At 69.9% G+C, this 21873-nt stretch carries 22 protein-coding genes; 16 read left to right on the top strand and 6 right to left on the bottom strand.

The window, feature by feature from the left end; genetic code table 11:
• Positions 1-76 precede the first annotated feature (76 nt).
• Positions 77-895 carry a helix-turn-helix domain-containing protein gene (locus ACWD6R_RS25760; protein WP_451820867.1) on the bottom strand — a complete coding sequence of 273 codons (819 nt, stop codon included), beginning with the start codon at positions 893-895 and terminating at the stop codon, positions 77-79.
• Between the two features lie 371 nt (positions 896-1266).
• Between ACWD6R_RS25760 and ACWD6R_RS25765 the strand changes: the two genes are divergently transcribed.
• From ACWD6R_RS25765 to ACWD6R_RS25810, 10 genes are all read left to right on the top strand, one after another.
• Positions 1267-2328 carry a hypothetical protein gene (locus ACWD6R_RS25765; RefSeq protein ID WP_451820868.1) on the top strand — a complete coding sequence of 354 codons (1062 nt, stop codon included), beginning with the start codon at positions 1267-1269 and terminating at the stop codon, positions 2326-2328.
• Positions 2329-2805: 477 nt separating this feature from the next.
• A complete protein-coding gene (locus ACWD6R_RS25770; RefSeq protein ID WP_451820908.1) occupies positions 2806-4077 on the top strand; it encodes an amidohydrolase in 1272 nt (423 codons plus the stop codon).
• Positions 4078-4215: 138 nt separating this feature from the next.
• Complete coding sequence (locus ACWD6R_RS25775; protein WP_451820869.1) at positions 4216-5256, top strand: BMP family lipoprotein; 1041 nt, start codon at positions 4216-4218, stop codon at positions 5254-5256.
• 455 nt (positions 5257-5711) lie between these two features.
• Complete coding sequence (locus ACWD6R_RS25780; protein ID WP_451820870.1) at positions 5712-7304, top strand: ABC transporter ATP-binding protein; 1593 nt, start codon at positions 5712-5714, stop codon at positions 7302-7304.
• Positions 7301-8416, top strand: a complete 1116-nt coding sequence (locus ACWD6R_RS25785) for an ABC transporter permease (RefSeq protein ID WP_451820871.1) — start codon at positions 7301-7303, stop codon at positions 8414-8416. Before ACWD6R_RS25780 ends, ACWD6R_RS25785 begins: the two co-directional genes overlap by 4 nt.
• On the top strand, positions 8413-9702 hold the full coding sequence (locus ACWD6R_RS25790; RefSeq protein ID WP_451820872.1) for an ABC transporter permease: 1290 nt from the start codon (positions 8413-8415) through the stop codon (positions 9700-9702). Before ACWD6R_RS25785 ends, ACWD6R_RS25790 begins: the two co-directional genes overlap by 4 nt.
• Positions 9699-10097: a cytidine deaminase gene (locus ACWD6R_RS25795; RefSeq protein WP_451820873.1), complete on the top strand. Its 399-nt coding sequence runs from the start codon at positions 9699-9701 to the stop codon at positions 10095-10097. The genes ACWD6R_RS25790 and ACWD6R_RS25795 overlap by 4 nt, the downstream gene beginning before the upstream one ends.
• Positions 10098-10289: 192 nt before the next feature.
• Entirely contained in the window at positions 10290-11567 is a 1278-nt protein-coding gene (locus ACWD6R_RS25800; protein WP_451820874.1) for a thymidine phosphorylase, read from the top strand.
• A gap of 98 nt (positions 11568-11665) precedes the next feature.
• Positions 11666-12256 (top strand): Uma2 family endonuclease, encoded by a 591-nt coding sequence (locus ACWD6R_RS25805; RefSeq protein WP_451820875.1) that lies wholly within the window; start codon positions 11666-11668, stop codon positions 12254-12256.
• A 73-nt stretch (positions 12257-12329) separates the two neighbouring features.
• Positions 12330-12641, top strand: coding sequence for an STAS domain-containing protein (locus ACWD6R_RS25810; protein ID WP_451820876.1), 312 nt, complete (start codon positions 12330-12332; stop codon positions 12639-12641).
• Between the two features lie 24 nt (positions 12642-12665).
• Here ACWD6R_RS25810 and ACWD6R_RS25815 read toward each other — a convergent pair whose 3' ends face one another.
• The 4 genes from ACWD6R_RS25815 to ACWD6R_RS25830 all read right to left on the bottom strand — a co-directional run bounded on the left by ACWD6R_RS25815 (position 12666) and on the right by ACWD6R_RS25830 (position 16158).
• The gene (locus ACWD6R_RS25815) at positions 12666-12938 is read right to left on the bottom strand and encodes a hypothetical protein (RefSeq protein ID WP_451820877.1); all 273 of its coding nucleotides are present in this window, start codon (positions 12936-12938) and stop codon (positions 12666-12668) included.
• Positions 12935-13924: a sigma-70 family RNA polymerase sigma factor gene (locus tag ACWD6R_RS25820; protein WP_451820878.1), complete on the bottom strand. Its 990-nt coding sequence runs from the start codon at positions 13922-13924 to the stop codon at positions 12935-12937. The genes ACWD6R_RS25815 and ACWD6R_RS25820 overlap by 4 nt, the downstream gene beginning before the upstream one ends.
• A 125-nt stretch (positions 13925-14049) precedes the next feature.
• Positions 14050-14766, bottom strand: coding sequence for a L,D-transpeptidase family protein (locus ACWD6R_RS25825; protein ID WP_451820879.1), 717 nt, complete (start codon positions 14764-14766; stop codon positions 14050-14052).
• Positions 14767-14853: 87 nt separating this feature from the next.
• Positions 14854-16158 (bottom strand): MFS transporter, encoded by a 1305-nt coding sequence (locus tag ACWD6R_RS25830; protein ID WP_451820880.1) that lies wholly within the window; start codon positions 16156-16158, stop codon positions 14854-14856.
• A 62-nt stretch (positions 16159-16220) separates the two neighbouring features.
• On the opposite strand from ACWD6R_RS25830, the gene ACWD6R_RS25835 reads away from it, so the two are divergent.
• The 6 genes from ACWD6R_RS25835 (at position 16221) to ACWD6R_RS25860 (ending at position 21005) form a co-directional block, all read left to right on the top strand.
• The gene (locus tag ACWD6R_RS25835; protein ID WP_451820881.1) at positions 16221-17174 is read left to right on the top strand and encodes a LysR family transcriptional regulator; all 954 of its coding nucleotides are present in this window, start codon (positions 16221-16223) and stop codon (positions 17172-17174) included.
• A gap of 58 nt (positions 17175-17232) precedes the next feature.
• Positions 17233-17481, top strand: a complete 249-nt coding sequence (locus ACWD6R_RS25840) for a hypothetical protein (RefSeq protein WP_451820882.1) — start codon at positions 17233-17235, stop codon at positions 17479-17481.
• 65 nt (positions 17482-17546) lie between these two features.
• Positions 17547-17858 (top strand): ArsR/SmtB family transcription factor, encoded by a 312-nt coding sequence (locus ACWD6R_RS25845; protein WP_358861369.1) that lies wholly within the window; start codon positions 17547-17549, stop codon positions 17856-17858.
• 85 nt (positions 17859-17943) lie between these two features.
• A complete protein-coding gene (locus ACWD6R_RS25850) occupies positions 17944-19152 on the top strand; it encodes an MFS transporter (RefSeq protein WP_451820883.1) in 1209 nt (402 codons plus the stop codon).
• A gap of 326 nt (positions 19153-19478) precedes the next feature.
• The gene (locus ACWD6R_RS25855; protein ID WP_451820884.1) at positions 19479-20273 is read left to right on the top strand and encodes a hypothetical protein; all 795 of its coding nucleotides are present in this window, start codon (positions 19479-19481) and stop codon (positions 20271-20273) included.
• Positions 20274-20678: 405 nt separating this feature from the next.
• Positions 20679-21005 (top strand): hypothetical protein, encoded by a 327-nt coding sequence (locus ACWD6R_RS25860; RefSeq protein WP_451820885.1) that lies wholly within the window; start codon positions 20679-20681, stop codon positions 21003-21005.
• Positions 21006-21022: 17 nt separating this feature from the next.
• On the opposite strand, the gene ACWD6R_RS25865 is transcribed toward ACWD6R_RS25860, so the two are convergent.
• On the bottom strand, positions 21023-21700 hold the full coding sequence (locus ACWD6R_RS25865; RefSeq protein WP_451820909.1) for an alpha/beta hydrolase family protein: 678 nt from the start codon (positions 21698-21700) through the stop codon (positions 21023-21025).
• Positions 21701-21873 lie beyond the last annotated feature (173 nt).

Genomic DNA, 21873 nt, shown 5'->3' on the forward strand with positions numbered 1-21873 from the left:
CAGCGGCCACCCCACGCCCGAATCCGCAACCCAGCCCCGACACGGCCTGCACACCCCCGAAACGATCAACCCGAAATCAAGCCGGTGGATCCGGGTTGAGGTGTCCGGGGAGGTTGGTGGTGAGGGCGTGGCGTACGGCGTCGGGGTGGGCGTCGCGTTCCAGCCAGGCGGCGACGGCGGGAGTCAGGCGGTGGATGTCGTTCTCGGCCAGGAGCAGGCGGGGTTCGTGGCGGCGTAGGTCGGCCAGGAGCTCGGCGGCCGCGCGGTGACGGTCCAGGTCGGGCACCTGCGGCTGGGGCAGCGGCGGGCGCGGGGGCGTGGGCGCCTGCTGCGGTTCGGGGGCGGGTGCGGGGGCTTGCGCGTCCGGCCGGGGTGTGGGGGCAGGGGTGGGCTCCGGTGCCGAGGGCTGGGCGGGTGCCGGTGCTGGAGTCGGGGGCGTGGCCGCGGCCGGACACCTGGGCGCCGTGCGGCGGGGACCGAGCTCGGGCCTGGGCTGCGGCTTGGACACCGGGGGGCGGCTGGCCTCGGAGCTCGGCTGGTTGTACGAGACCGTGCGGGTGACGACCTGGCCGCTGGGGAGCCGTTCCCGGGTGCGCTGCAAGTAACCGTGGGCCTCGAGTTCGCGCAGGGCGGCGGCGATACGGACCTCGCTCTCCGGGAAGCGGTCGGCGAGGAACCTGATGCCGATCTTGGCTCCGGCGGGCAGCGACTGGATGTGCGTGGCAAGTCCGATCGCGGTGAGGGACAGCTCGCGATGCTGGGTGAGGTGGTTACCGACGACCGTGAAGCGGCTGGTGTGACGGGAGTTGATGTGCACGACACCGGACGACGGCGTGGCGATGCCACGTACGCGGGACGGGGCGCGCGAGGGCGCGGTAACCTGCTGGGTATCCATCGGGAAGCCCTTACTTCCTCGGTGGTCAGGCCCTCGATCAGGATTGGCGTCCTGGCCGGGGGCCGTCGCATGTCTGGGGTTGTTGGTCGCCGCGAGCATATGCCGACCAACCAGGCGCGAATCCAGCCGAATTGACCAATCTCACCCGTGTGGGTGACGGGAGGCCGGGTGGGGTTGGGAAGGGTGATTTCCCCGGGTACTTCAAAGACCTTTACGTCGTGCGTCACCGCGTCGCGGCCCACCGCGCCGCAAGGGACCGGGTCGCGGGAATCCGCGACCCGGTGGAGAGGTCACGGTACGAAGGGGAACGGGCGGTGTCCGAGCGCTCGACACCGGCCACGCTGTCAGAGAGGTCCTATACCTTCATGACCATGTCGATCACCGCACATCTGCGCGACTCGGTGAGGCTGCCGGATGGGGGCGCACTGGTCAACGGCTTCGCCTTCGAGAGCCGTGGAGACGGGCCTCGCCGCGCCCTCCTCCGGAACGGGCATGAGCTGGAGGTATACGACCTGTACGAGGTCTTCGCGGGGGAGCGGGCGCCGACCGCGGTCTTCCCACTTCCCTGGCCGGGGTGGGACCGTGGTGTCCATTCGGTGAGCCCTGAAGGCACGTTCGCGGTGTTCTCGGGTCAGCGCGCGGTGCGGGCCGTGGGCGTGGGCGGAGAGACGCTGTGGGAGTACCGGCACGGCTGCTGGGGATCCGAGATCGGTCACGCGCACACGGGGGATGAGCAGGAGGTGTGCCGCGGCCTCGAGCACGGGTCATGCCGGGTCTCCGACGACGGTCGGCTCGTCTGGGCGCATGTCGTGGTCGAGCCGGAGGACGGGAATTGGGGGGAGTGCTGGGTCGTCCTGGACGCCTGTGACGGACGAGAGCTGGCCCGACTGCCGCTGGACAGCGCAGCCGCCGGCTCGCACCACCTCTCCCACCCGGACGGTGTCCACATGGGTCTCTGCATCGGTATGGGCCAGGACGGCATCCTGCTCCACTGGGCACGCTGGGACGGCAAGAACCTGACCGGCTGGGACAACGAGACCATGGACCGCATCCTGATGGACGTCCACGCGGGGCATCCCGGCTACCTGACGGTCGAGCACTACGGAGCAGACCTGGAACTGCACGCCCTGGATGGCGCTGTGCTCGCCGACGGGGAGCCCGAGCCGACCGACGAGGAGGACTCTCCCTGCTGGGACTACGGCTGCGGCTTTGTCGACGCCGACACCGTCATCGCCTCGACAGTCGAATCCGACGAGGACCCGGAGCGGGCCCGCCACTGGCTGCTCGATGCCCGCACCCTGGAGATACGCGGGACGGTCGCGTATCCCGCGGGCCCTGTCGACAGCTGTGTGCGCCCGCTCGGCGACGGGACCTGGCTCACCTACGACGACGGGAGCGAGACGCTCAACCGCTGGACTCAAGCAGCGTCTTGAGCGCGGTGAGGTGCTCGCGCCAGAACCTTCGGCAGGCGGTGACATCGCCCCGGAGTGGCTGCGCGACACGGCGTCGCCACGCGCGCAGGGTTTCCTGAGCGGTGTCACGGAGACGGCCCGCGACGTACAGCGCCTCGCACCGTGGCGGGCGACGGCGGTCACAGAGGCGTAGGCGCCGCCGGCCGGACCGTGGCCCCGGGACGGCGCACGGACCGCGAGCCGTGGCAAATGGCCCCGGCCGGGACCGACGCTGTCCACGGCGCAGTCGAATCGAGCGCGTCGGCGACGCGGCGTAGACCGGGCGCACCACGGAGCGGGACTGCGGGGGTATCGGAGGAAAATGGGGGAGTTTACCCAACCCCATCTCACGGCACACGCTCCGACGCCACATTTTGTTCCTCTATGCGGCTGAACTTTTGTTGATCTGTGGTCAGTTGAGGGGTGAAGGGGCCTACCCTTCACCAGGTGAACCAGTTGATGTCCCGCGATTCCGATGCCGGCCTGCCCGAGGACGCCGCCCTGCCCGGCACGCTGCCCGAACCCCTGCGGGCCGAGCTGATCGCGTTCCGGCGCGATCTGCACATGCACCCCGAGCTCGGCAACCAGGAGTTCCGCACCACCGCTGCCCTCAAGGCCCGGCTGGAGAAGGCCGGGCTCCGGCCCCGGGTGCTCGCCACCGGAACCGGGCTCCTGTGCGACGTGGGTACATCGGGAGGGGCGCGAAGCTCGGACAAGGGTGGTGGTGGGCGACGGGCGGGCAGTGACACCCGGCCCATGCTCGCCCTGCGCGCGGACATCGACGCCCTGCCCATTCCGGACACCAAGGCCGGCGTCCCGTACCGGTCCACCGTTCCCGACCGGGCGCACGCCTGCGGGCACGACATTCACACGACCACTGTCCTCGGCGCCGGGCTCGTGCTCGCCGAGCTCGACCGGCAGGGGCTGCTGCCGCACCCCGTGCGGCTGATCTTCCAGCCCGCCGAGGAGGTGCTGCCCGGCGGCGCGCCCGATGCGATCGAGGCCGGGGTGCTGGAAGGCGTCGGGCGGATCATCGGGGTGCACTGCGACCCGAAGGTCGACGTGGGGAGGATCGGGCTGCGGGTCGGGGCGATCACCTCCGCCTGCGACCGGCTGGAGGTCACGCTCGACGGGCCCGGCGGGCACACCGCCCGGCCACATCTGACCACCGACCTGGTCACCGCCGCCGCCAAGGTGGCCACCGAGGTGCCCGCGCTGCTGGCGCGGCGGGTCGACGCGCGGGCCGGGCTCGCCGTGACCTGGGGGCGACTGGAGGCCGGGCACGCGTGCAATGTGATCCCGCAGCATGCCGAGCTGTCGGGAACGGTCCGCTGCCTGGACCTGGCGGCCTGGCGGGAGGCGCCGGACCTGGTCCACGCCGCGATCGACGAGGTAGCCGGAATGCACCGGGCCAAGTCGGTGATCGACTACATCCGCGGGGTCCCGCCCGTCGTGAACGATCCGGCCGTGACCGATCTGCTGGCCGCCGCGATGACCGGGCGCCGCGGATCGTATGCAATCGAGGACACCGAGCAGAGCCTCGGCGGGGAGGACTTCTCCTGGTATCTGGAGCACGTCCCGGGGGCCATGGCGCGGCTCGGGGTGCGCACGCCCGGCGACACCCGGCGCCTTGATCTGCACCGGGGCGATTTCGACGCGGACGAGGAGGCGATCACCGTTGGCGTGGAGCTCTTCACCGCCGCGGCTTTGCTCGACGGCAACCGTTCGTAACCGGACAGGTCACCCCCCGTTCGCGACGATCCGATAACGGCTTCCGTACAGGGCTTTATCTGACATCTACGCGCGTTACGATCACGGCGAAACCAGCGCCGGAAGAGGCGCTTCGGTCAGGTTTGAAGGAGCCTTCCCTTGCGCCGGGTATCCAAGATCACCGCTGCGTGTGCCATCACTGCAGCATTCGCGCTCACCGCCACCGCGTGCGGCAGCTCGTCCGACGAGAGCACCAGCTCCGACAAGGGCCAGATGAAGATCGGCATGGCCTACGACGTGGGCGGCCGGGGCGACAACTCGTTCAACGACTCCGCCGCCCGTGGTCTGGACAAGGCCAAGGCCGAGTTCAAGGCCCAGACGAAGGAGCTCACCGCCAAGAACGGTGAGACCCCGGCCGACCGTGAGCAGCGTCTGCAGTCGCTCGCCGAGGGCGGCTACAACCCGGTCATAGCGATCGGCTTCGCGTACAAGGACGCGGTCGACAAGATCGCCCCGAAGTACCCGAAGGTCAACTTCGGTCTGGTCGACTCGGTCTCCGACGTGAAGAACGTCGCCTCCATCGTCTTCACCGAGGAGCAGGGCTCGTACCTCGCCGGTGTCGCGGCGGCGCTGAAGTCGAAGGACGGCCAGGTCGGCTTCATCGGCGGTGTGGACCTTCCGCTGATCAAGAAGTTCGCCGCGGGCTTCCAGCAGGGTGTCCTGGACACGAACCCGAAGGCCAAGGTGCAGATCCAGTACCTGTCCACCGGTTCGGACCTGTCCGGCTTCGGCAGCCCCGACAAGGGCAAGGAAGCTGCCAAGGGCATGCTCGACAAGGGTGCGGACGTCATCTTCGCCGCCGCGGGCGGCTCGGGTGCCGGTTCGATCGAGGCCGTCGCGGGCAAGAAGGGCGCCTGGTCCATCGGTGTCGACTCCGACCAGGCCCTGGACCCGGCGCTGGCGAAGTACAAGGACACGATCCTGACCTCGGTCGTCAAGAACGTCGACGCCGGTGTCTACGACCTGGTCAAGTCCGTCAAGGACGGCAAGCCGGTGACCGGCGTCCAGGCGTACTCCCTGGCCAAGGGCGGCGTCTCGCTGACCACCACGGGTGACCACCTCAAGGACGTCCAGACGAAGCTCGACGAGGCGAAGAAGAAGATCGTCGACGGCACGGTCACGGTCAAGACCACGACCTGATCCGACCCGTCCATCGGGGCCCGGGCCAGGGGGTGCCCGCGACGTCCCGCCTGGCCCGCGACGCCTGGCGCGCACGCTCGCAGTGTTGTCGGAGTCATCCACGTACGTCCAGTACGAGGATGATCCTCCGCCTTGCGATCGCACGCGCCGGACGCCGCGGGCCCCGCCCTTCGGGCGGACGGCGGGATGTCGCGGGCACCCCCTGGCTGCTTCGGCTGCTCGGCCGGGCCCCGAGTCGCGTACGGCTTCCGGCCGGGCCCGGAACGTAGCCGTACGCACACTGTCGGTCACCCGTTGTCGGGTGGCCAACGATTCGGTGGCGCTACGCGCGTAGCGCGTGCCGGACGCGGTACCTTTTTCCGCTCCCACCGCCTCCCGCCCCACCGCCTCCGCCCTCCGCCCTCCGCTCCTGCCAAGGAGAGTGCGCCATCAACGCGTCCAGCAGTCCCCATGCCGTGGAGCTCCGCGGCATCACCAAGCGGTTCCCCGGGGTCGTGGCCAACCACGACATCGCCATCACCGTGCGTCGCGGCACCGTCCACGCTCTCGTCGGCGAGAACGGTGCCGGCAAGTCCACTCTGATGAAGATCCTTTACGGCATGCAGAAGCCGGACGAGGGCACCATCGCGGTGGATGGCGAGCAGGTCTCGTTCCACAACCCGGGTGACGCCATCGCGCGCGGCATCGGCATGGTGCACCAGCACTTCATGCTCGCCGACTACCTCACCGTCCTGGAGAACGTCGTCCTCGGCTCCGAGAAGCTGTACGGGATCGGCGACCGGGCCCGCGCAAGGATCAAGGAGATCTCGGACGCGTACGGCCTCGGGATCCGCCCGGACGCCATGGTCGAGGACCTCGGTGTCGCCGACCGCCAGCGCGTGGAGATCCTCAAGGTCCTCTACCGCGGCGCCCGCACCCTGATCCTTGACGAGCCGACCGCCGTCCTCGTGCCGCAGGAGGTCGACGCACTCTTCGACAACCTTCGTGAGCTCAAGGCCGAGGGCCTGACCGTCATCTTCATCTCGCACAAGCTGGGCGAGGTGCTGTCGGTCGCCGACGAGATCACCGTCATCCGGCGCGGTACGACGGTGGGCACCGCCGACCCGGCGAACACCACGCCCAAGCAGCTCGCCGAGCTGATGGTCGGCAGCGAGCTGCCGTCGCCGGAGACCCGCGAGTCGACCGTCACCGACACGCCGATGCTCACCGTCGACGACCTGCGGCTGACCGCCACCGACCCGGACGGGGTGGTGCGTGCCGTGCTCGACGGCATCACCTTCACCATCCACAAGGGCGAGGTCCTCGGCATCGCGGGCGTCGAGGGCAACGGCCAGTCCGAACTGGTCGACGCCGTCATGGGCATGCGCCACCCGGACCACGGCGTACTCACCCTGGACGGCGCGGACATCTCCCGGATGCCTACGCGGGGGCGCCGCGAGGACGGCATGGCTGTCATCCCCGAGGACCGCCACCGGCACGGACTGCTGCTGGAGGCCCCGCTCTGGGAGAACCGCATCCTCGGCCATGTCACCGAACGCCCCAACAGCAAGGGCGCGTTCCTCGACCTCAAGGCCGCCCGCGCGGACACCGAGCGGATCGTGCGCGAGTACGACGTCCGTACCCCCGGCATCGAGGTCACCGCCGCCTCGCTCTCCGGCGGCAACCAGCAGAAGCTGATCGTCGGCCGCGAGATGAGCCACGCCCCGAAGCTGCTGATCGCCGCGCACCCCACCCGGGGCGTGGACGTCGGCGCGCAGGCGCAGATCTGGGACCAGATCCGCGAGGCGCGCCGCGAGGGCCTGGCGGTGCTGCTGATCTCCGCCGACCTGGACGAGCTGATCGGGCTCTCCGACACCCTGCGCGTCATGTACCGCGGCCGCCTGGTCGCGGACGCCGACCCGGCGACCATCACCCCGGAGGAGCTCGGCTCGGCGATGACGGGAGCGGCCTCCGGCCATCTCGAAGCGCCCGCCGAGCCCGGGACGGATGCGGAGTCCGGTCCGGACGCCGCCGACACCGACCCCCGGGACGGGGGAGAGGACCGATGAAGAAGTTCGACAAGGAGCGGCTGCTCCTGGGGATCGCGGCCCCCGTACTCGCGATCGTGGTCGCCTTCCTGGTGACCGCCCTCGTGCTGGCCGCCAGCGGCAAGGAACCATTCAGCGCGTTCGGCATCATGTTCGACTACGGGGTGAAGTCGGACAGCCAGGTCTACATCCTCAACAAGGCGACGACGTACTACCTCGCGGGTCTCGCGGTGGCCGTCGGCTTCCGGATGAACCTCTTCAACATCGGCGTCGACGGCCAGTACCGCCTTGCCGCCTTCTTCGCCGCCGCCGTCGGTGGCGCACTGACCCTGCCGGGCGCCCTCCAGATCCCGCTGATCATCCTCACCGCGATGATCGTCGGCGCGATGTGGGCCGGGATCGCCGGTGTCCTCAAGGTCACCCGGGGCGTCAGCGAGGTCGTCTCGACGATCATGCTGAACGCCATCGCGACCGCCATCATCGGCTACCTGCTCCAGCAGGGCCGCCTCGGTCACCTCGACGTGGCCGGCACGAAGATCTCCACCACCCCGCTCCCGGAGTCCTCGCACTTCTTCGAGTTCCCGACCACCCCGACGCCCGTCTGGGGCTTCATCGTGGTCGCGGTCGTCGCGGGCATCGCCTACTGGTTCACGCTCTCGCGCACCCGGTTCGGCTTCGATCTGCGTACGGTCGGCCAGTCCGGCTCCGCGGCCGAGGCCAGCGGTGTCAACGTCAAGAAGATGGTCGTCACGTCGATGCTGATCTCCGGCGCGGTGGCCGGTCTGGTCGGTATGCCGACGCTGCTCAACGACAGCTACGAGTACAGCGGCGACTTCCCCATCGGTATCGGCTTCACCGGTATCGCCATCGCCCTCCTCGGCCGCAACCACCCCATCGGCATCGCGCTCGGCGCGCTGCTCTGGGGCTTCCTGGAGCGCGGTACCGGAAAGCTCGAGTTCGAGGGGTACGACAAGGAGATCGTCGGCGTCATCCAGGGCGTCATCGTCCTGTGCGTCGTCATCGCCTACGAAGTCGTCCGCCGCTACGGACTGGGGCGCCAGCAGAGCAAGGTCGGCGCGGAACTCGCCGCACAGGCCGCCCGTAACTCCGACCAGCAGGAGGTGTCGGCGTGACCGCCACGGCGACTTCCACCCCGCCGCCCGCCGCCCCCAAGGTCGCCGGTGGCAAGGGCGGCCGCACCCGCCTCTCCTTCCCCGTCGTTCTGCTGATCGTCGCGGGCGCGCTGCTCGCGCTGTCCGCGGTACGCGCCATCACCGGCGCCCAGGACGTCACCTCGGCCGGGCAGATCAGCGCGGCGCTCGCGATGGCCGTGCCGATCGGGCTCGCCGGTCTCGGCGGCCTGTGGGCCGAGCGGGCCGGTGTGGTCAACATCGGCCTCGAAGGCATGATGATTCTCGGTACGTTCTTCGGTGCCTGGGCCGGCTGGCAGACCAGCCCCTGGCTCGGCGTGCTGGCCGGTGTCATCGGCGGCATGCTCGGCGGGCTGCTGCACGCCGTCGCGACCGTCACGTTCGGCGTCGACCACATCATCTCCGGTATCGCCATCAACATCCTGGCGCTCGGGTTCACCACCTACTTCGCCAAGCTCTGGTTCAACACGGGCGAGGCGGCGGCCAAGGGCGGCAGCCCCAAGCAGTCGCCACCGTCCGACGACATCACCTCGGTGACGATCCCCGGCCTGTCCGACTGGCTGCACTCGATCGAGAAGCACCACTGGTTCTTCGTCTCCGACGTGGCCGGTGTCATCGGCGGTCTGGTCACCAATGTGTCGCTGCTGACGGTTCTGGCCGCGGTCCTCTTCGTCGTGACCTTCTTCGTCCTGTGGAAGACCTCGTTCGGGCTGCGGCTGCGTTCCTGCGGCGAGAACCCGATCGCCGCCGAGTCGCTCGGCGTGAACGTCTACCGCTACAAGTACATCGCGGTGATCATCTCCGGCGGCATGGCCGGACTCGGCGGCGCCTTCCTCTCCCTGGTCACCTCGCACATCTACAACGAGGGCCAGACCGGCGGCCGCGGATACATCGGTCTCGCCGCGATGATCTTCGGCAACTGGCGGCCCGGCGGACTAGCCATGGGCGCGGGCCTGTTCGGCTTCGCCGACGCGCTCCAGCTGCGCAACGGCGGCGAGTCCGTCCACGCGCTGCTGCTCCTGCTGGTGGTCGTGCTGGCCGCGCTCGCCGCCTGGAAGCTCTACCGCAAGAGCTTTGTCCAGGGTGCGGTCAGCGCCGTCATCGCCGCCGCCGTACTGGTCTGGTACCTCGCCACGGACACGGTGCCCACCGAGTTCGTGAGCGCCACCCCGTACATCGTCACGCTGCTCGTCCTCTCGCTCTCCGCGCAGCGGCTGCGGATGCCGAAGGCGGACGGCATGCGGTACCGGAAGGGCCAGGGCAAGTGACCGCGACCGACGACGTCGACTGGGACGCCCTGCGCGTCGCCGCCCGGGACGCCATGTCCCGGGCGTACGCCCCCTACTCGGGCTATCCGGTCGGCGTTGCGGCGCGCGTCGACGACGGCCGCACGGTGGTCGGCTGCAACGTCGAGAACGCCTCGTACGGACTCGGCCTGTGCGCCGAGTGCGGCCTGGTCTCGCAGCTGAACGCCACCGGCGGCGGCCGGCTGACCCACTTCACCTGTGTGGACGGGGCGGGCGAGATCCTGGTCCCCTGCGGCAGGTGCCGTCAGCTGCTGTACGAGTTCGGCGGACCGGAGCTCGTCCTGGAGACCCCGGACGGCCTCCGTACGCTCGACGAGATGCTGCCGCAGGCATTCGGGCCGGACCATCTCAGGTAGAGCTTTGCTTTCGGATCAGGCCGGATCAGGGTGCGTGCCAGGGCCCGCGGGCCCGGCTTGATCCGCAAGGCAGGCCCAGAACTCCCGTGGCCCTCCTGAAACTTCGGGAGGGCCACACCCGTTCCCACTCTCTATGCGCGTAGAGTCATTCGGGACTCTTGCGCACGTACCGGCCGGAAGGACTCCCAGGACATGGACGCCATCTCCGTCATCCGCACCAAGCGGGACCGAGGCGAGCTGAGCCCCGAGCAGATCGACTGGGTCATCGACGCCTACACCCGCGGCGAGGTCGCCGACGAGCAGATGTCCGCGCTGGCCATGGCGATCCTGCTGAACGGCATGAACCGCACCGAGATCGCCCGCTGGACCGCCGCCATGATCGCCTCCGGCGAGCGGATGAACTTCGACGCGCTCTCCCGCCCCACCACCGACAAGCACTCCACCGGCGGCGTCGGCGACAAGATCACCCTGCCGCTCGCCCCGCTGGTCGCCGCCTGCGGCGCCGCCGTGCCGCAGCTCAGCGGCCGCGGTCTCGGCCACACCGGAGGCACGCTCGACAAGCTGGAGTCCATCCCCGGCTGGCGCGCCCACCTCTCGAACGCCGAGATGCTCAGCGTCCTGGACACCACCGGCGCCGTGATCTGCGCCGCCGGTGACGGGCTGGCCCCCGCCGACAAGAAGCTGTACGCGCTCCGCGATGTCACCGGCACCGTCGAGGCCATCCCGCTGATCGCCAGCTCGATCATGTCCAAGAAGATCGCCGAGGGCACCGGGGCGCTCGTCCTGGACGTCAAGGTCGGCTCCGGCGCCTTCATGAAGACCATTGAGGACGCGCGCGAACTGGCCTCCACCATGGTCGCGCTGGGCAGCGACAGCGGCGTACGGACGGTCGCGCTCCTCACCGACATGGCCACCCCGCTCGGCCTGACCGCGGGCAACGCCCTGGAGGTGCGCGAGTCGGTCGAGGTCCTGGCCGGCGGCGGCCCGAAGGACGTCATCGACCTCACCCTCGCCCTGGCCCGCGAGATGCTGGACGCGGCCGGGCTCAAGGACGCCGACCCGGAGAAGGCCCTGGCCGACGGCTCCGCGATGGACGTCTGGCGCCGGATGATCTCCGCCCAGGGCGGCGACCCGGACGCCGCGCTCCCGGTCGCCCGCGAACAGCACGTGGTCACGGCGCCGTCCTCCGGCGTACTGACCCGCCTGGACGCGTACGACATCGGCGTCGCCGCCTGGCGCCTCGGCGCCGGCCGGGCGCGCAAGGAGGACCCGGTGCAGGCGGGTGCGGGCATCGAGCTGCATGCCAAGCCGGGCGACCCGGTGACCGAGGGACAGCGGCTGCTGACCCTGCACACGGACACCCCGGAGAAGTTCGAGTACGCACTGAAGGCCCTGCCCGGCTCGTTCGACATCGCCCCGGCCGGTACGGACTTCACCGCCACCCCTGTGGTGCGGGAACGTATCGCCTGACCTGGAGCTTTCCCGTACGGGTGAACGGGGCCGGTGGACTCCCGCCGGTCCCGTTCGGCATGCTGGACTCGGTGACGCACCGCCAAGAGGAGACCGCCATGAGCGCACTCACTGTCGACCCCGTGCCGGGCCACGGCCAGGACTGGGACGACCTCGTCCGGATCTGGGAGGAGACGGACGCACCCGAGGGCTGCAAGGTGGAGATCATCGAGGGGATCGTCACCGTGTCGCCACCGCCGTCCAAGGACCACAACACCACTGCGGCGCTGCTGCAGCGCCGGCTCTACACCGTCATCCCGGAGGACTGGGAGATCTACCAGACCCTCGGCGTCTCCGTGCCGGGCCGGGCCGGGCTCTACATCCCCGATCTCGTCGTCCTGCCGCGCGCCGTGGCGACCGGACCGGGCAACCGCGTTCCTGCGGAAGAGGTGCGGCTCGTCGTCGAGATTACCTCGCAGGCCAACGCCAACCACGACCGCATCGGCAAGGCGCACGGATACGCGAAGGCCGGCGTCGAGCTCTTCCTGCTCCTCGATCCCTGGCACTCCGGCCGCCCCACCGCCACCCTGTACGGGGAACCCGCCGAGGGCACCTATCGGGTTCTGGACGCGGTCGAGTACGGGGAGAAGCTGAGGCTTCCCGAGCCGTTCGCGCTGGATCTGGACACCGGGGTCTTCCCCGCCGGCTGAGAGGCGTCACGAAGAGCGGGACCGCTCAGCGATGAGTTCCGGCTGCCCGGCCGGTCTTCCTGACGTGGAAGCCATGACCCCGATCGTTCTGGTCGTCACCGGCCGCGTCACGCGCGCCGCCGTCCCGGGACTCTGCGCCGAGCTCGAATCGTTGCTGTACGACGCCGAGGGCACGATCCGCGACCCGGACGCCGGGGTGGACTGTGATGTGGGCGGGGTCGTACAGGCGGATCTGGCCCTGGTCGAGGCGATAGCGCGGCTGGGGCTCATCGCGCGCCGGGCGGGCGGCCGACAGCTGCGGCTGCGCAATGTGCCGCCCGGACTGCAGCATCTGCTGGACCTGGTGGGGCTGGCCGACGTGGTGGACCTGGGGGAGCAGGGCTGAGGTGCCCGGCCCCGCTCCCCGGCGTCAGCCGGCCCGCATGCAGTACACCGCGACCTGCGGGGCTGCCGAGGCCGGGGGGTGCGGTGCCAGCGTCGCTTTCGCGTCGCCGGCGCAGGCGCCGTCGTACCAGTGCTCCGGCTGCGGTCCCGGTTCGGCGCCGGGGGCAGGGGGACGGACCGGGCCGGGCCCCTCGGTGGCGACGGGCTCACCCAGCCACTGCGTGATCCCCCAGCCGCCGAGCGCCAGCACCACCCAGCCCGCCACCAGCGCGTGCCGCAGCCGCGGCCGCCGCGTCACGCCGCCTCGGCCTCGAGGTGGTCGGGCAGGCCGAAGAGCGGGAACCAGCGGGGCGTGTCCAGGAAGCAGTGCATGCCGGTGATCGCACCGTCCGAGATGTCGATGACCTGCACCGCCCACGGCACGAATCCCGGACCGTCCGGATCCGGCTTGTAGTGCGCGAACGCCGGGGTGCCGTTGGCCGTGGTCGCCACCAGGCGGGAACCCTCGCAGCTCGCACCGAGGGAGCCCATGAAGCCCGTGATGTCGTCGTGCCCCTGGAGCCAGAGGTCGAACGGCGGCATGGTCAACACGGCGTCCTCGTGGAGCAGCGCGGTCAGCGCCGCCATGTCGTAGCCCTCGAACGCCGCGACGTACCGCTCAAGGAGCTTGCGCTGCTTCTCGTCGAGCGGATCAGCGGTGTCGGTGGCCGCGCTCCGATGGTCCGTGAGCGTGGCCCGCGCCCGCTGCAGGGCGCTGTTGACCGAGGCGACCGACGTGTCGAGCAGTTCGGCGACCTCGCTCGCCTTCCACGCCAGCACCTCGCGCAGGATCAGCACGGCACGCTGCCTGGGCGGCAGATGCTGCAGCGCGGCGACGAACGCCAGCCGCACCGACTCCCGCGCCACCGCGGCCTCCGCCGGGTCGGCCACCGACGGCAGGATCCGCCCGTCCGGCATCGGCTCCAGCCAGGTGTTCTCCGGGAGCGGGTTGAGCGCGGCCCGGTCGAGCGGTGTCGGGTCCGTCAGATCGACCGGGCGGGCCCGCTTCTTCCCCGCGTTCAGCATGTCCAGGCAGACGTTGGTGGCGATCCGGTACAGCCAGGAGCGCAGCGAGGAACGGCCCTCGAACTTGTCGAAGTTCCGCCAGGCGCGCACCAGCGTGTCCTGTACCGCGTCCTCCGCCTCGAAGGCGGAGCCGAGCATGCGGTAGCAGTAACCGGTGAGCTCGACCCGGTGTCCCTCCAGACGGCTGTCGATATCCGCTGCTGCCGTCAGATCACTCATCGTTCCACCCCTGTTGTGCTGTGACGCCGCTCACTTCGGCACTTCGGAAGCTACCGCAGGCCACTGACAACGGGGGCGGGAAGTGCCGAAGCCGCCCGCTCTCCGGCCACGTCCCCCATTTCCGGTCACGTTCCGGGCTTGCGCCCGTACACGTACACGTCGTCGCCGTTCTTCAGCAGGTTCCAGTACGTCCTCGCGTCCGCGTCCCGCATGTTGACGCAGCCGTGCGAGCCGGGCGGGTTCCACATCTTCAGATTCACCGAGTGGAACGCCTGCCCGCCGTCGAAGAACTGGGAGTACGGCATCCACACGTGGTAGAGCGACGACCAGTGCTTGATGTGCCGCAGGTAGATCTTCTTCGAACCGGTGCGCGTCTCGTACCCGTTCCGCCCGCTGCGGATCGGCACCGGACCGAACTTCAGCTTCGATCCGTCCTGGATCCAGCTGAGTTGCCGGGTCAGGTCCACACACGCGATGCGCCCCTTGTCCGTGGGGCACTTCTTGTCCTTGTTGGGGTTCGTGCCGGCCGCCTTCTGGGCCGTGAGCGTCTTCATCGTCCGCCAGGTGACCGGTCCCGCGTACCCGATGTCAGGGGTGACCCCGTAGGTGCGCTGGAAGGACTGGATCGCCGTGCAGTCGGCGGCCGACTGCTTCCCGTCGACCGGCCGGTGCAGATAGTTCTCGACCTGCTTCTGGTACGGCCCGGTGGATGTGGTGCAGGACGCCGCCTGCGCCGCCGTGCCACCGCCCAGGACGAGCGCCGGCGCCGCCATCAGCCCGGCGACGGACAGCGCGACCGCGCGCCGCGTCCGGACTCCCCGTATGTTCCCTACGACTGCCATGTACGCCAACTCCCCTTCGCGCCGCAGTGCGTTGATTACGCCTGATAGACGCGCGAAGGGGAGTCGGTGGTTGTGCGGGTGTATGTCTCAGTTCTGTACTGACACCATCGGGACGAGGCGGCGCCGCTCGGCGCGGGCGACCCGCGACCCGTACAGCGTGATCGAGACGACGCCGAGGACCGCGAGCAGCCCCAGCGTCACCGTGCCCGCCCAGCCACCGGCGTGGAAAGCGATCGCGCCGAGCGTGCCGCCCGCGCTGGAGCCCAGGTAGTACGCGGACTGGTAGAGCGCCGATGCCTGCGCCCGGCCGGTCGTCGCGGTCCGGCTCACGGACGACGAGGCGACCGCGTGCCCGGCGAAGAAGCCCGCCGTGATCAGGACCAGACCGAGAAGTACGGCGATCAGCTGGTCGGCGAGGGAGAGCAGCAGACCGGCGGCCGTGGTGGAGACGGCCAGGTAGAGGGCGCCCCGGCGGCCGAGCCGGGCGACGAGCCTGCCCGCCGCCGCCGACGACACCGTACCGACGAGGTAGACCAGGAAGACCGAGCCGATGACGCCCTGCGGGAGGTTGAACGGCTCCCCGACCAGCCGGTAGCCGATCACCGTGTAGACCGCGCCGAACACCGTCATGAACAGTGCGCCGATCGCGTACAGCCTGCGCAGCAGCGGGTCGGCGAGGTGCCCGCCCACCGTCTTGGCCAGGGCCTTCGGGTTCAGCGTGCCGGGCGTGAAGTTACGGGCCCTCGGGATCATGAAGTGGAAGACGACCGCGCAGGCCACGGCCAGCAGCCCGACCGCGCCGAGCGCCGCCCGCCAGCCCCACAGCTGGGCGATCCAGCCGGTGAGGATGCGGCCGCTCATGCCGCCGATGCTGTTGCCCGCCACGAACAGTCCGATCGCGGCGACCAGCGCCTTCGGCCGCACCTCCTCGGCGAGGTACGCCATCGCGGAGGCGGGAAGTCCGGCGAGGGCCGCGCCCTGGACGGCGCGCAGGGCGATCAGCCAGCCCAGCGAGGGGGCGAAGGGGACGAGAAGCCCGACCAGTACCGCGACCGTCAGCGACGCGGTCATCATCTGCCGCCGCCCGAACCGCTCGGAGAGCGCGCTCATCGGCAGCACACACAGCGCCAGCGCACCCGTCGCCGCCGAGACCGTCCAGCTGGCCTGTCCGGCCGTGGCGCCGAATCCGGCGGAGACGGCGGGCAGCAGCGCCTGGGTGGAGTAGAGGAGTACGAACGTCGCGACACCGGCGGCGAAGAGCGCGAAGCTCATCCGGCGGTAGCCGGGCCGGCCGGGCTCCAGCCGGTCAGGGGAGGAAACGGGCGCGACGGGCGATGAAGGGGCTGAGGCGTCCAGCGTGAGCGTGGACGCCTTGGTACTGGCAGGAGGCATACCTCGAAAGTAGATCTCTCTGATTCATGCGTCCAATGCACGAACTTGCGATAATCAATCCCATGGTGCATAAACGCAGCTCACAGCCTCGGCTGTCACCGAGTAGTTACGAAGAAGACATTCGCGCAGTGCTCGCGCCGCGGCTCGCGTACTTCGAGGCGGTGGCCCGCCACGAGCATGTGACGCGCGCCGCGCACGAGCTCGGCGTCCCGCAGTCCACGCTGTCGCGGGCCATGGTCAGACTGGAACAGGACCTGGGCGTCGCCCTGTTCGCCCGCAAGGGCCGTACCGTCTCGCTCACCCCCGCGGGCCGCACCTTCCTGGGCTCCGCCGAGCGGGCCCTCACCGAGGTGGAGCGGGCCGCGGACTCGGTACGGGCGGACGCCGACCCGACGGCGGGCAAGGTCGCCTTCGGCTTCCTGCACACCATGGGCTCCGAGACCGTCCCCGCCCTGCTCCGCGCCTTCCGCGCCGACCACCCCCGGGTCCGCTTCCAGCTCGTGCAGAACTACGGCGAGGCGATGATCGAACGCCTTCGGGCCGGCGGCCTCGACCTCTGCCTCACCTCCCCCGTCCCGGACGCCCCCGACCTGGTCGCCCGCCGCCTCGACGAGCAGCGGCTGCGTCTGGTCGTCCCGGAGGACCACCGCCTCGCCTCCCGCAGGCGGATCCGCCTGGTGGAGGCGGCGGACGAGGCGTTCGTGACCCTGGAGCCCGGTTACGGCCTGCGGCGGATCACCGACGACCTGTGCGCCGAGGCGGGCTTCACCCCGCGTGTGGCGTTCGAGGGCGAGGAGGCGGAGACCCTGCGCGGCCTGGTTGCGGCGGGCCTGGGCGTCGCCCTGCTGCCGCCCCCGGCGGTGGCCCGCCCGGGCGTGGTCGAACTGACGGTCACGGCGCCCCGCGCGGCCCGCGAGATCGGCGTGGCCTGGCTGGACGGCCACCCGGACACACCTCCGGTGGCGGCGTTCAAGCAGTTCCTGCTGTCGCGCCGGGGGCATCTGCTGCCGGACTGACCCGCGGACGGGGATGCGGGGGCCGGCGGGCGACCGGGTCGAAGCGATGTGGATCCACATGCGCGACATCGTCCGCATGCCGGCGGACGCGGTCGAGGCGATGTTCGCCGACCGGCGGGTGCGTGCCGCCCTCTCCGTCCACGCGGAGGCGCTGATCGCCGACGACGAGGCGAGCGACGCGCTCGGCGTCGGTACTGATCGCTTCGCGACGCTCGAAATGCCGACGACTCTGGTCGACATCAACCACTCCGCCACTCCCTGCTGCATCGAAACATCACCTGGAGAAAGCGAGGGTCGCGCGATTTGACTTGCCACTACATATCGCGAAAGCTAGATGCGTTCCAATGGAGAGGCGGACGGAAAGGCAGGCCGATGGACCCCCTGGCTGTACACAAGGCGCTCGCCAACCCCGCACGCCTGCAGTTCATGCAGTGGCTCAAGGATCCGGCGAAGTACTTCGACGAGGACTCCTACCGGCAGCAGGGGCTCGGCTTCCACATCGGTGTGTGCGTCGGTGACATCCAGAAGCGTGCCGGGCTGGCCCAGTCGGTGGTGTCCGGCTATTTGCAGACCCTGAAGGACGCGGGGCTGCTCACCTCGGAACGCATCGGCAAGTGGACCTACTACCGACGCAACGAACCAGTGATCGCCGAGTTCGCCACGCACGTCCGCGACGAGCTGTAGCCCGCCCGCGGCCCGCCCGATTCCCGCGTATGTCCTCTCCCACAGCTCAATGCATCTACTTTTCTAGATTTGATGAAAGGTCGCGATGAGAAAGACCTCCCTCACCGTCCTGGTGCTCGCCCTGGGCGTGTTCGGGATCATCACCACCGAGATGGGCATGGTCGGCGTGCTCCCCCAGGTCTCGGCCGAGCTCGGTGTCACGCCGTCCGCCGCGGGGTGGCTCGTCGGGGCCTTTGCCCTGGTCATCGCCGTGTCCGGGCCGTTCACAACACTGCTCGCCTCCGGCATCGACCGTAAGAAGGTGCTCGCCGCCGCAATCGCGGTGTTCGCCGCCTCCAACGCCGTCTACGCGCTCACCACGCAGTACGAGGTGATGCTGGCCTTCCGCGTCGTTCCCGCCCTCTTCCATCCGGTGTTCTTCGCGGTCGCGCTCGCGACCGCCGCACAGCTGGTGCCCGCCGAGGACGCGACCCGGGCCACGACGACCGTGTTCGGCGGTGTCACCCTCGGCTTCGCCTTCGGCGTGCCGCTGACCTCGTACCTCGCCGAGCACGTGTCCCTGGCGTCGGCGTTCTGGTTCGGCGCGCTCGTCAACCTGATCGCCTTCCTCGGCATCCTGCGGTTCGTACCGCCGATGCCCGTCGGGCAACGGGTTTCCTACGGCGCCCAGTTGAGCGTTCTCAAGCGGCCCCGGATGTGGCTGACCATTGCGTCCGTCGTCCTCGTCTTCGCCGCGATGTTCTCGGTCTACGGCTACTTCGCCGAGTACCTGGGCCAGGTCGCGCACATGGATGGCACCTGGGTCAGCGCCATGCTGATGGCGTTCGGTATCGTGATGATCCTCGGGAACTTCGCCTTCGGCAGTCTGCTGCGGCGCAGCCTCCTCCGTACCGTGGTCGCCTACCCGGTCCTGTGCCTGCTCGTCTACGTGCTCCTGTACGCCGTCGGCCCCATGTTCGCGCCGATGGTTCTGGCCGTACTGGTCTGGGGGGCCGTGCACTCGGGCGGGCTCATCGTGAGCCAGAGCTGGCTGGGGAGGGACGCCGTCGACGCGCCCGAGTTCGGCAACAGCCTCTTCATCTCGTTCTCGAACCTCGGCATCACCGTCGGAACCGCGGTCGGGGGCTGGGTCATGGCCGAGTACGGTGTCCGTCAACTCGCCTGGGCAGGAAGCGGGTTCGCGGTCGCCGCGCTGATCGCCACGGCGCTGCGACTGGGCCTGGAACGCACCGGTGAGCGGCGCGCGCCGCAGCCTGACCCGCGCACACGGACGCTCGGTGAGGCTCTTACCTGACCGTCCTCCTCCGCCGCCACGACAGTTTGCGGTCATGCAAGCACAGCAGATCAACCGGCGGGCTACCGAAGACCAGGTTGTGGCGATTCCCGTACCGGCCAGAGACAGTGCGCGGAGTGCCCGGCCGGTGAAGCGTGAGCGGCCAAAAGAGCGTTGCCCACTCGGTCTGCGGGGCGCGCGGTACGGAGTTCCGGAGACTTGCCGCCAGTGCTGACGGTGCCTCTTGGCAGCACATACCGGAGGGGCGATTTCCGGCCACAACACAACACCCCTTACGCTGCAACACATCGGTCACCAACAGTCGGCCGGGACAGAAGGGTGACAACATGACCTCCGAGACCAACGCACTGGGCACCATCGATGCCACAACTGCCTTGCTGCAGGCGGAACTTCCCCGCCTGGAACAGCACCAGCAAGCCCTGGAGAAAGAACTCGCGACTGTCACCGAACGTCTGGAGTCGATGCGGACTGCTCTGACAGCTCTGCGTGCGCTGTCTTCTGCTCCTGTTCCCTCCTCGAACACGGAGGCGCAGGACGTCAAGGCAGCGGACGTCAAGGCAGAGGTCGACGCTGAGGCGGAAGCGGAGAGCGTTGTCGCTCCGAGGATTCCGCGGCAGGCGCAGGAGTCCATCGACTCCGCCGTCCAGGCAGAGGCCCCGCAGGAGCAGGCAGCGGCCGCCCCTGCGCGCCGCACCGCCCGGAAGGCGTCTGTGCCCAAGGGCCGCAAGCAGGCTCCCGCCAAGCCGAAGACCGAGCGCGGCCAGGCCAAGAAGGCCGTCGCCGCCAAGTCCGCCGAGCCTGCCAAGAAGGCCGTCGCCGCCAAGGGCACCAAGTCCGCCGCGACCGCCAAGCCCGCCAAGCCCGCCAAGGCCAAGGCACCGAAGAAGACCGACACCGCCGCTCCGGCCGTCGACGACAGTGGCAGCCTCACCGAGATGGCCATGAAGGTGCTGTCCGGGTTCGGCGACACCCCTGTCCGTGCCCGTGAGGTCACGAAGGCTCTGGGGCGTGAGCTGACCCCCAACAGCATCAACACCGTACGCAGCACCCTCGACCGGCTCGTCGCCACCTCCCGGGCGCACCGCGCCGGCCGGGGCCTCTACCAGGCCCCCGCCAACTGACGCCTCCCGCAGGAGAGCTGTCCGGACGCCCTCGTCACGACCCGGAGCCGTGACGGGGGCGAGTGTGATGTCTTCATCACTTTGCCTCGAAGAAGTCACGTCGGACAACGTCGAGGCCGCATGCCTGCTGAAAGTACGACCCGACCAGGACGGGCTCGTGAAGCCGGTCGCTGGCTCAGAGCCTGTCGGGTGGCCTCTGATCGGGCGGCCACGCCCTGGCACGCACGCTTCCCGCGTTGCCGAAATGCCCTAGTAGCTCCTTCCCCAAGCTCTCAGCTTCGTTCGAGCAGGGGAGACCCCATCCGAGGGCCTTCCGGCGCCTTGGAATCGTACGCACCAGACCACGTCCGCTTTCCGATCGAAGGTCACCCGACAGGCTCTCAGGCGTATGCGGCACCCGAGGTCGTGACCGTCCCTGCCGGGACGTCCGAAGTGTTCCGGTGTGCCGACGGCCCGGGGGGCGGACCGGCGGGATCGACGTATTTCGCCTTCCGGATACCGCAGGACCAGAGGGACGGGTATTTCGCGCAGATGGGTGTGGAGGCGCTCCCTGGCCTTGACGTGCGCGCCGAGTTCTCCGATTTCGCCACCAAGGCGGGACATGATGTGTCGGTCGCGCAGAAGTATGAGGCCGGCTCAGTGACCAACGGCGTGTTCACCCACACGCTGCTTGCGGACGAGGATGCCGGTGATGTGGCCACCGTCTTTGTGTGGGCGGTCTCCTCCGGCTGAGGTCGGGTCACCGTCCCTCACCGCCCGAGCGACCGCCCGAACCCCGCCGCCAGCGGCATCCGCAGCCCCAGCGGCGGGGGCGCCGCCAGGGCGTCGGCGACCGGGCGGGCGTAGGCCCGGCCGAACAGCGATCCCCGGACGAAGTCCACGGCCAGCGCCGACACTTCGGCGCGGTGCTGGCGCAGGGCGTGGCCGTCCGAGTGGACCTCGAAGCGGCAGGTGTCCCGGTTGGCCTTCTTGGCCCGCTCGGCCAGTCGGAACGACAGCTCCGGGTCGGACCGGCTGTCGTTCGTGCCGTGGACGAGCAATACCTGGCGGCCCAGCAGGTGCTTCACCGGTTCCGCTTCCGCCGAGGCTTCCCCGGGCAGCCAAGGCGCCATCGCCAGAACGGAGCTGACCGCCCCGTGGCCACCCGCGCGCAGCGCCGCCCGGCCGCCCATGCCGTGCCCGGCCAGGCAGACGGGGATGTCGCCGTACCGTCGTACGACCTCCTCCACCGCCCACTCCGCGTCCGCCGCGAGCTGCGCGTCCGTGGCGTTCCAGCCCCGGCAGCGGTAGCGCACGACATGCGCGGCCAGCCCGTCGTCCTGGCCCGCGCGGGCCAGGGTCCGGGCGAGCGGCAGCTGCAGTGCGTACGACAGGGAGGAAGGGCGGCGGTGCGAGTCGGCCTCGCCGTCCGGGAGCAGCAGGACCACTCCGCTGACCGCAGGTTGTGCTCCGGCCGTCTTCACGGCCCGTCCCAGCCTCGGAGCAGGCAGGGGAAGTGCGCGCTGTCCCATGACGGAACAGTGTCAGAAGAAGAGGTGTACGCCACCCCTATTCGCGGTCACTGTTACGCATCGGTGCACGGCGCTCTACGCGCGTAGGC

The sequence above is a fragment of the Streptomyces sp. NPDC005151 genome (genome assembly GCF_053599875.1).

Excerpts from the sequence above, each read along its gene's own strand:
- ACWD6R_RS25830 (WP_451820880.1), bottom strand. The coding sequence starts at position 16,158 with ATGCCTCCTGCCAGTACCAAGGCGTCCACGCTCACGCTGGACGCCTCA.
- ACWD6R_RS25810 (WP_451820876.1), top strand. The coding sequence starts at position 12,330 with ATGACCCCGATCGTTCTGGTCGTCACCGGCCGCGTCACGCGCGCCGCC.
- ACWD6R_RS25770 (WP_451820908.1), top strand. The coding sequence starts at position 2,806 with ATGTCCCGCGATTCCGATGCCGGCCTGCCCGAGGACGCCGCCCTGCCC.
- ACWD6R_RS25800 (WP_451820874.1), top strand. The coding sequence starts at position 10,290 with ATGGACGCCATCTCCGTCATCCGCACCAAGCGGGACCGAGGCGAGCTG.
- ACWD6R_RS25840 (WP_451820882.1), top strand. The coding sequence starts at position 17,233 with ATGCGCGACATCGTCCGCATGCCGGCGGACGCGGTCGAGGCGATGTTC.
- ACWD6R_RS25785 (WP_451820871.1), top strand. The coding sequence starts at position 7,301 with ATGAAGAAGTTCGACAAGGAGCGGCTGCTCCTGGGGATCGCGGCCCCC.
- ACWD6R_RS25855 (WP_451820884.1), top strand. The coding sequence starts at position 19,479 with ATGACCTCCGAGACCAACGCACTGGGCACCATCGATGCCACAACTGCC.
- ACWD6R_RS25845 (WP_358861369.1), top strand. The coding sequence starts at position 17,547 with ATGGACCCCCTGGCTGTACACAAGGCGCTCGCCAACCCCGCACGCCTG.
- ACWD6R_RS25825 (WP_451820879.1), bottom strand. The coding sequence starts at position 14,766 with ATGGCAGTCGTAGGGAACATACGGGGAGTCCGGACGCGGCGCGCGGTC.
- ACWD6R_RS25850 (WP_451820883.1), top strand. The coding sequence starts at position 17,944 with ATGAGAAAGACCTCCCTCACCGTCCTGGTGCTCGCCCTGGGCGTGTTC.
- ACWD6R_RS25805 (WP_451820875.1), top strand. The coding sequence starts at position 11,666 with ATGAGCGCACTCACTGTCGACCCCGTGCCGGGCCACGGCCAGGACTGG.
- ACWD6R_RS25835 (WP_451820881.1), top strand. The coding sequence starts at position 16,221 with ATGGTGCATAAACGCAGCTCACAGCCTCGGCTGTCACCGAGTAGTTAC.
- ACWD6R_RS25760 (WP_451820867.1), bottom strand. The coding sequence starts at position 895 with ATGGATACCCAGCAGGTTACCGCGCCCTCGCGCGCCCCGTCCCGCGTA.
- ACWD6R_RS25820 (WP_451820878.1), bottom strand. The coding sequence starts at position 13,924 with ATGAGTGATCTGACGGCAGCAGCGGATATCGACAGCCGTCTGGAGGGA.
- ACWD6R_RS25765 (WP_451820868.1), top strand. The coding sequence starts at position 1,267 with ATGTCGATCACCGCACATCTGCGCGACTCGGTGAGGCTGCCGGATGGG.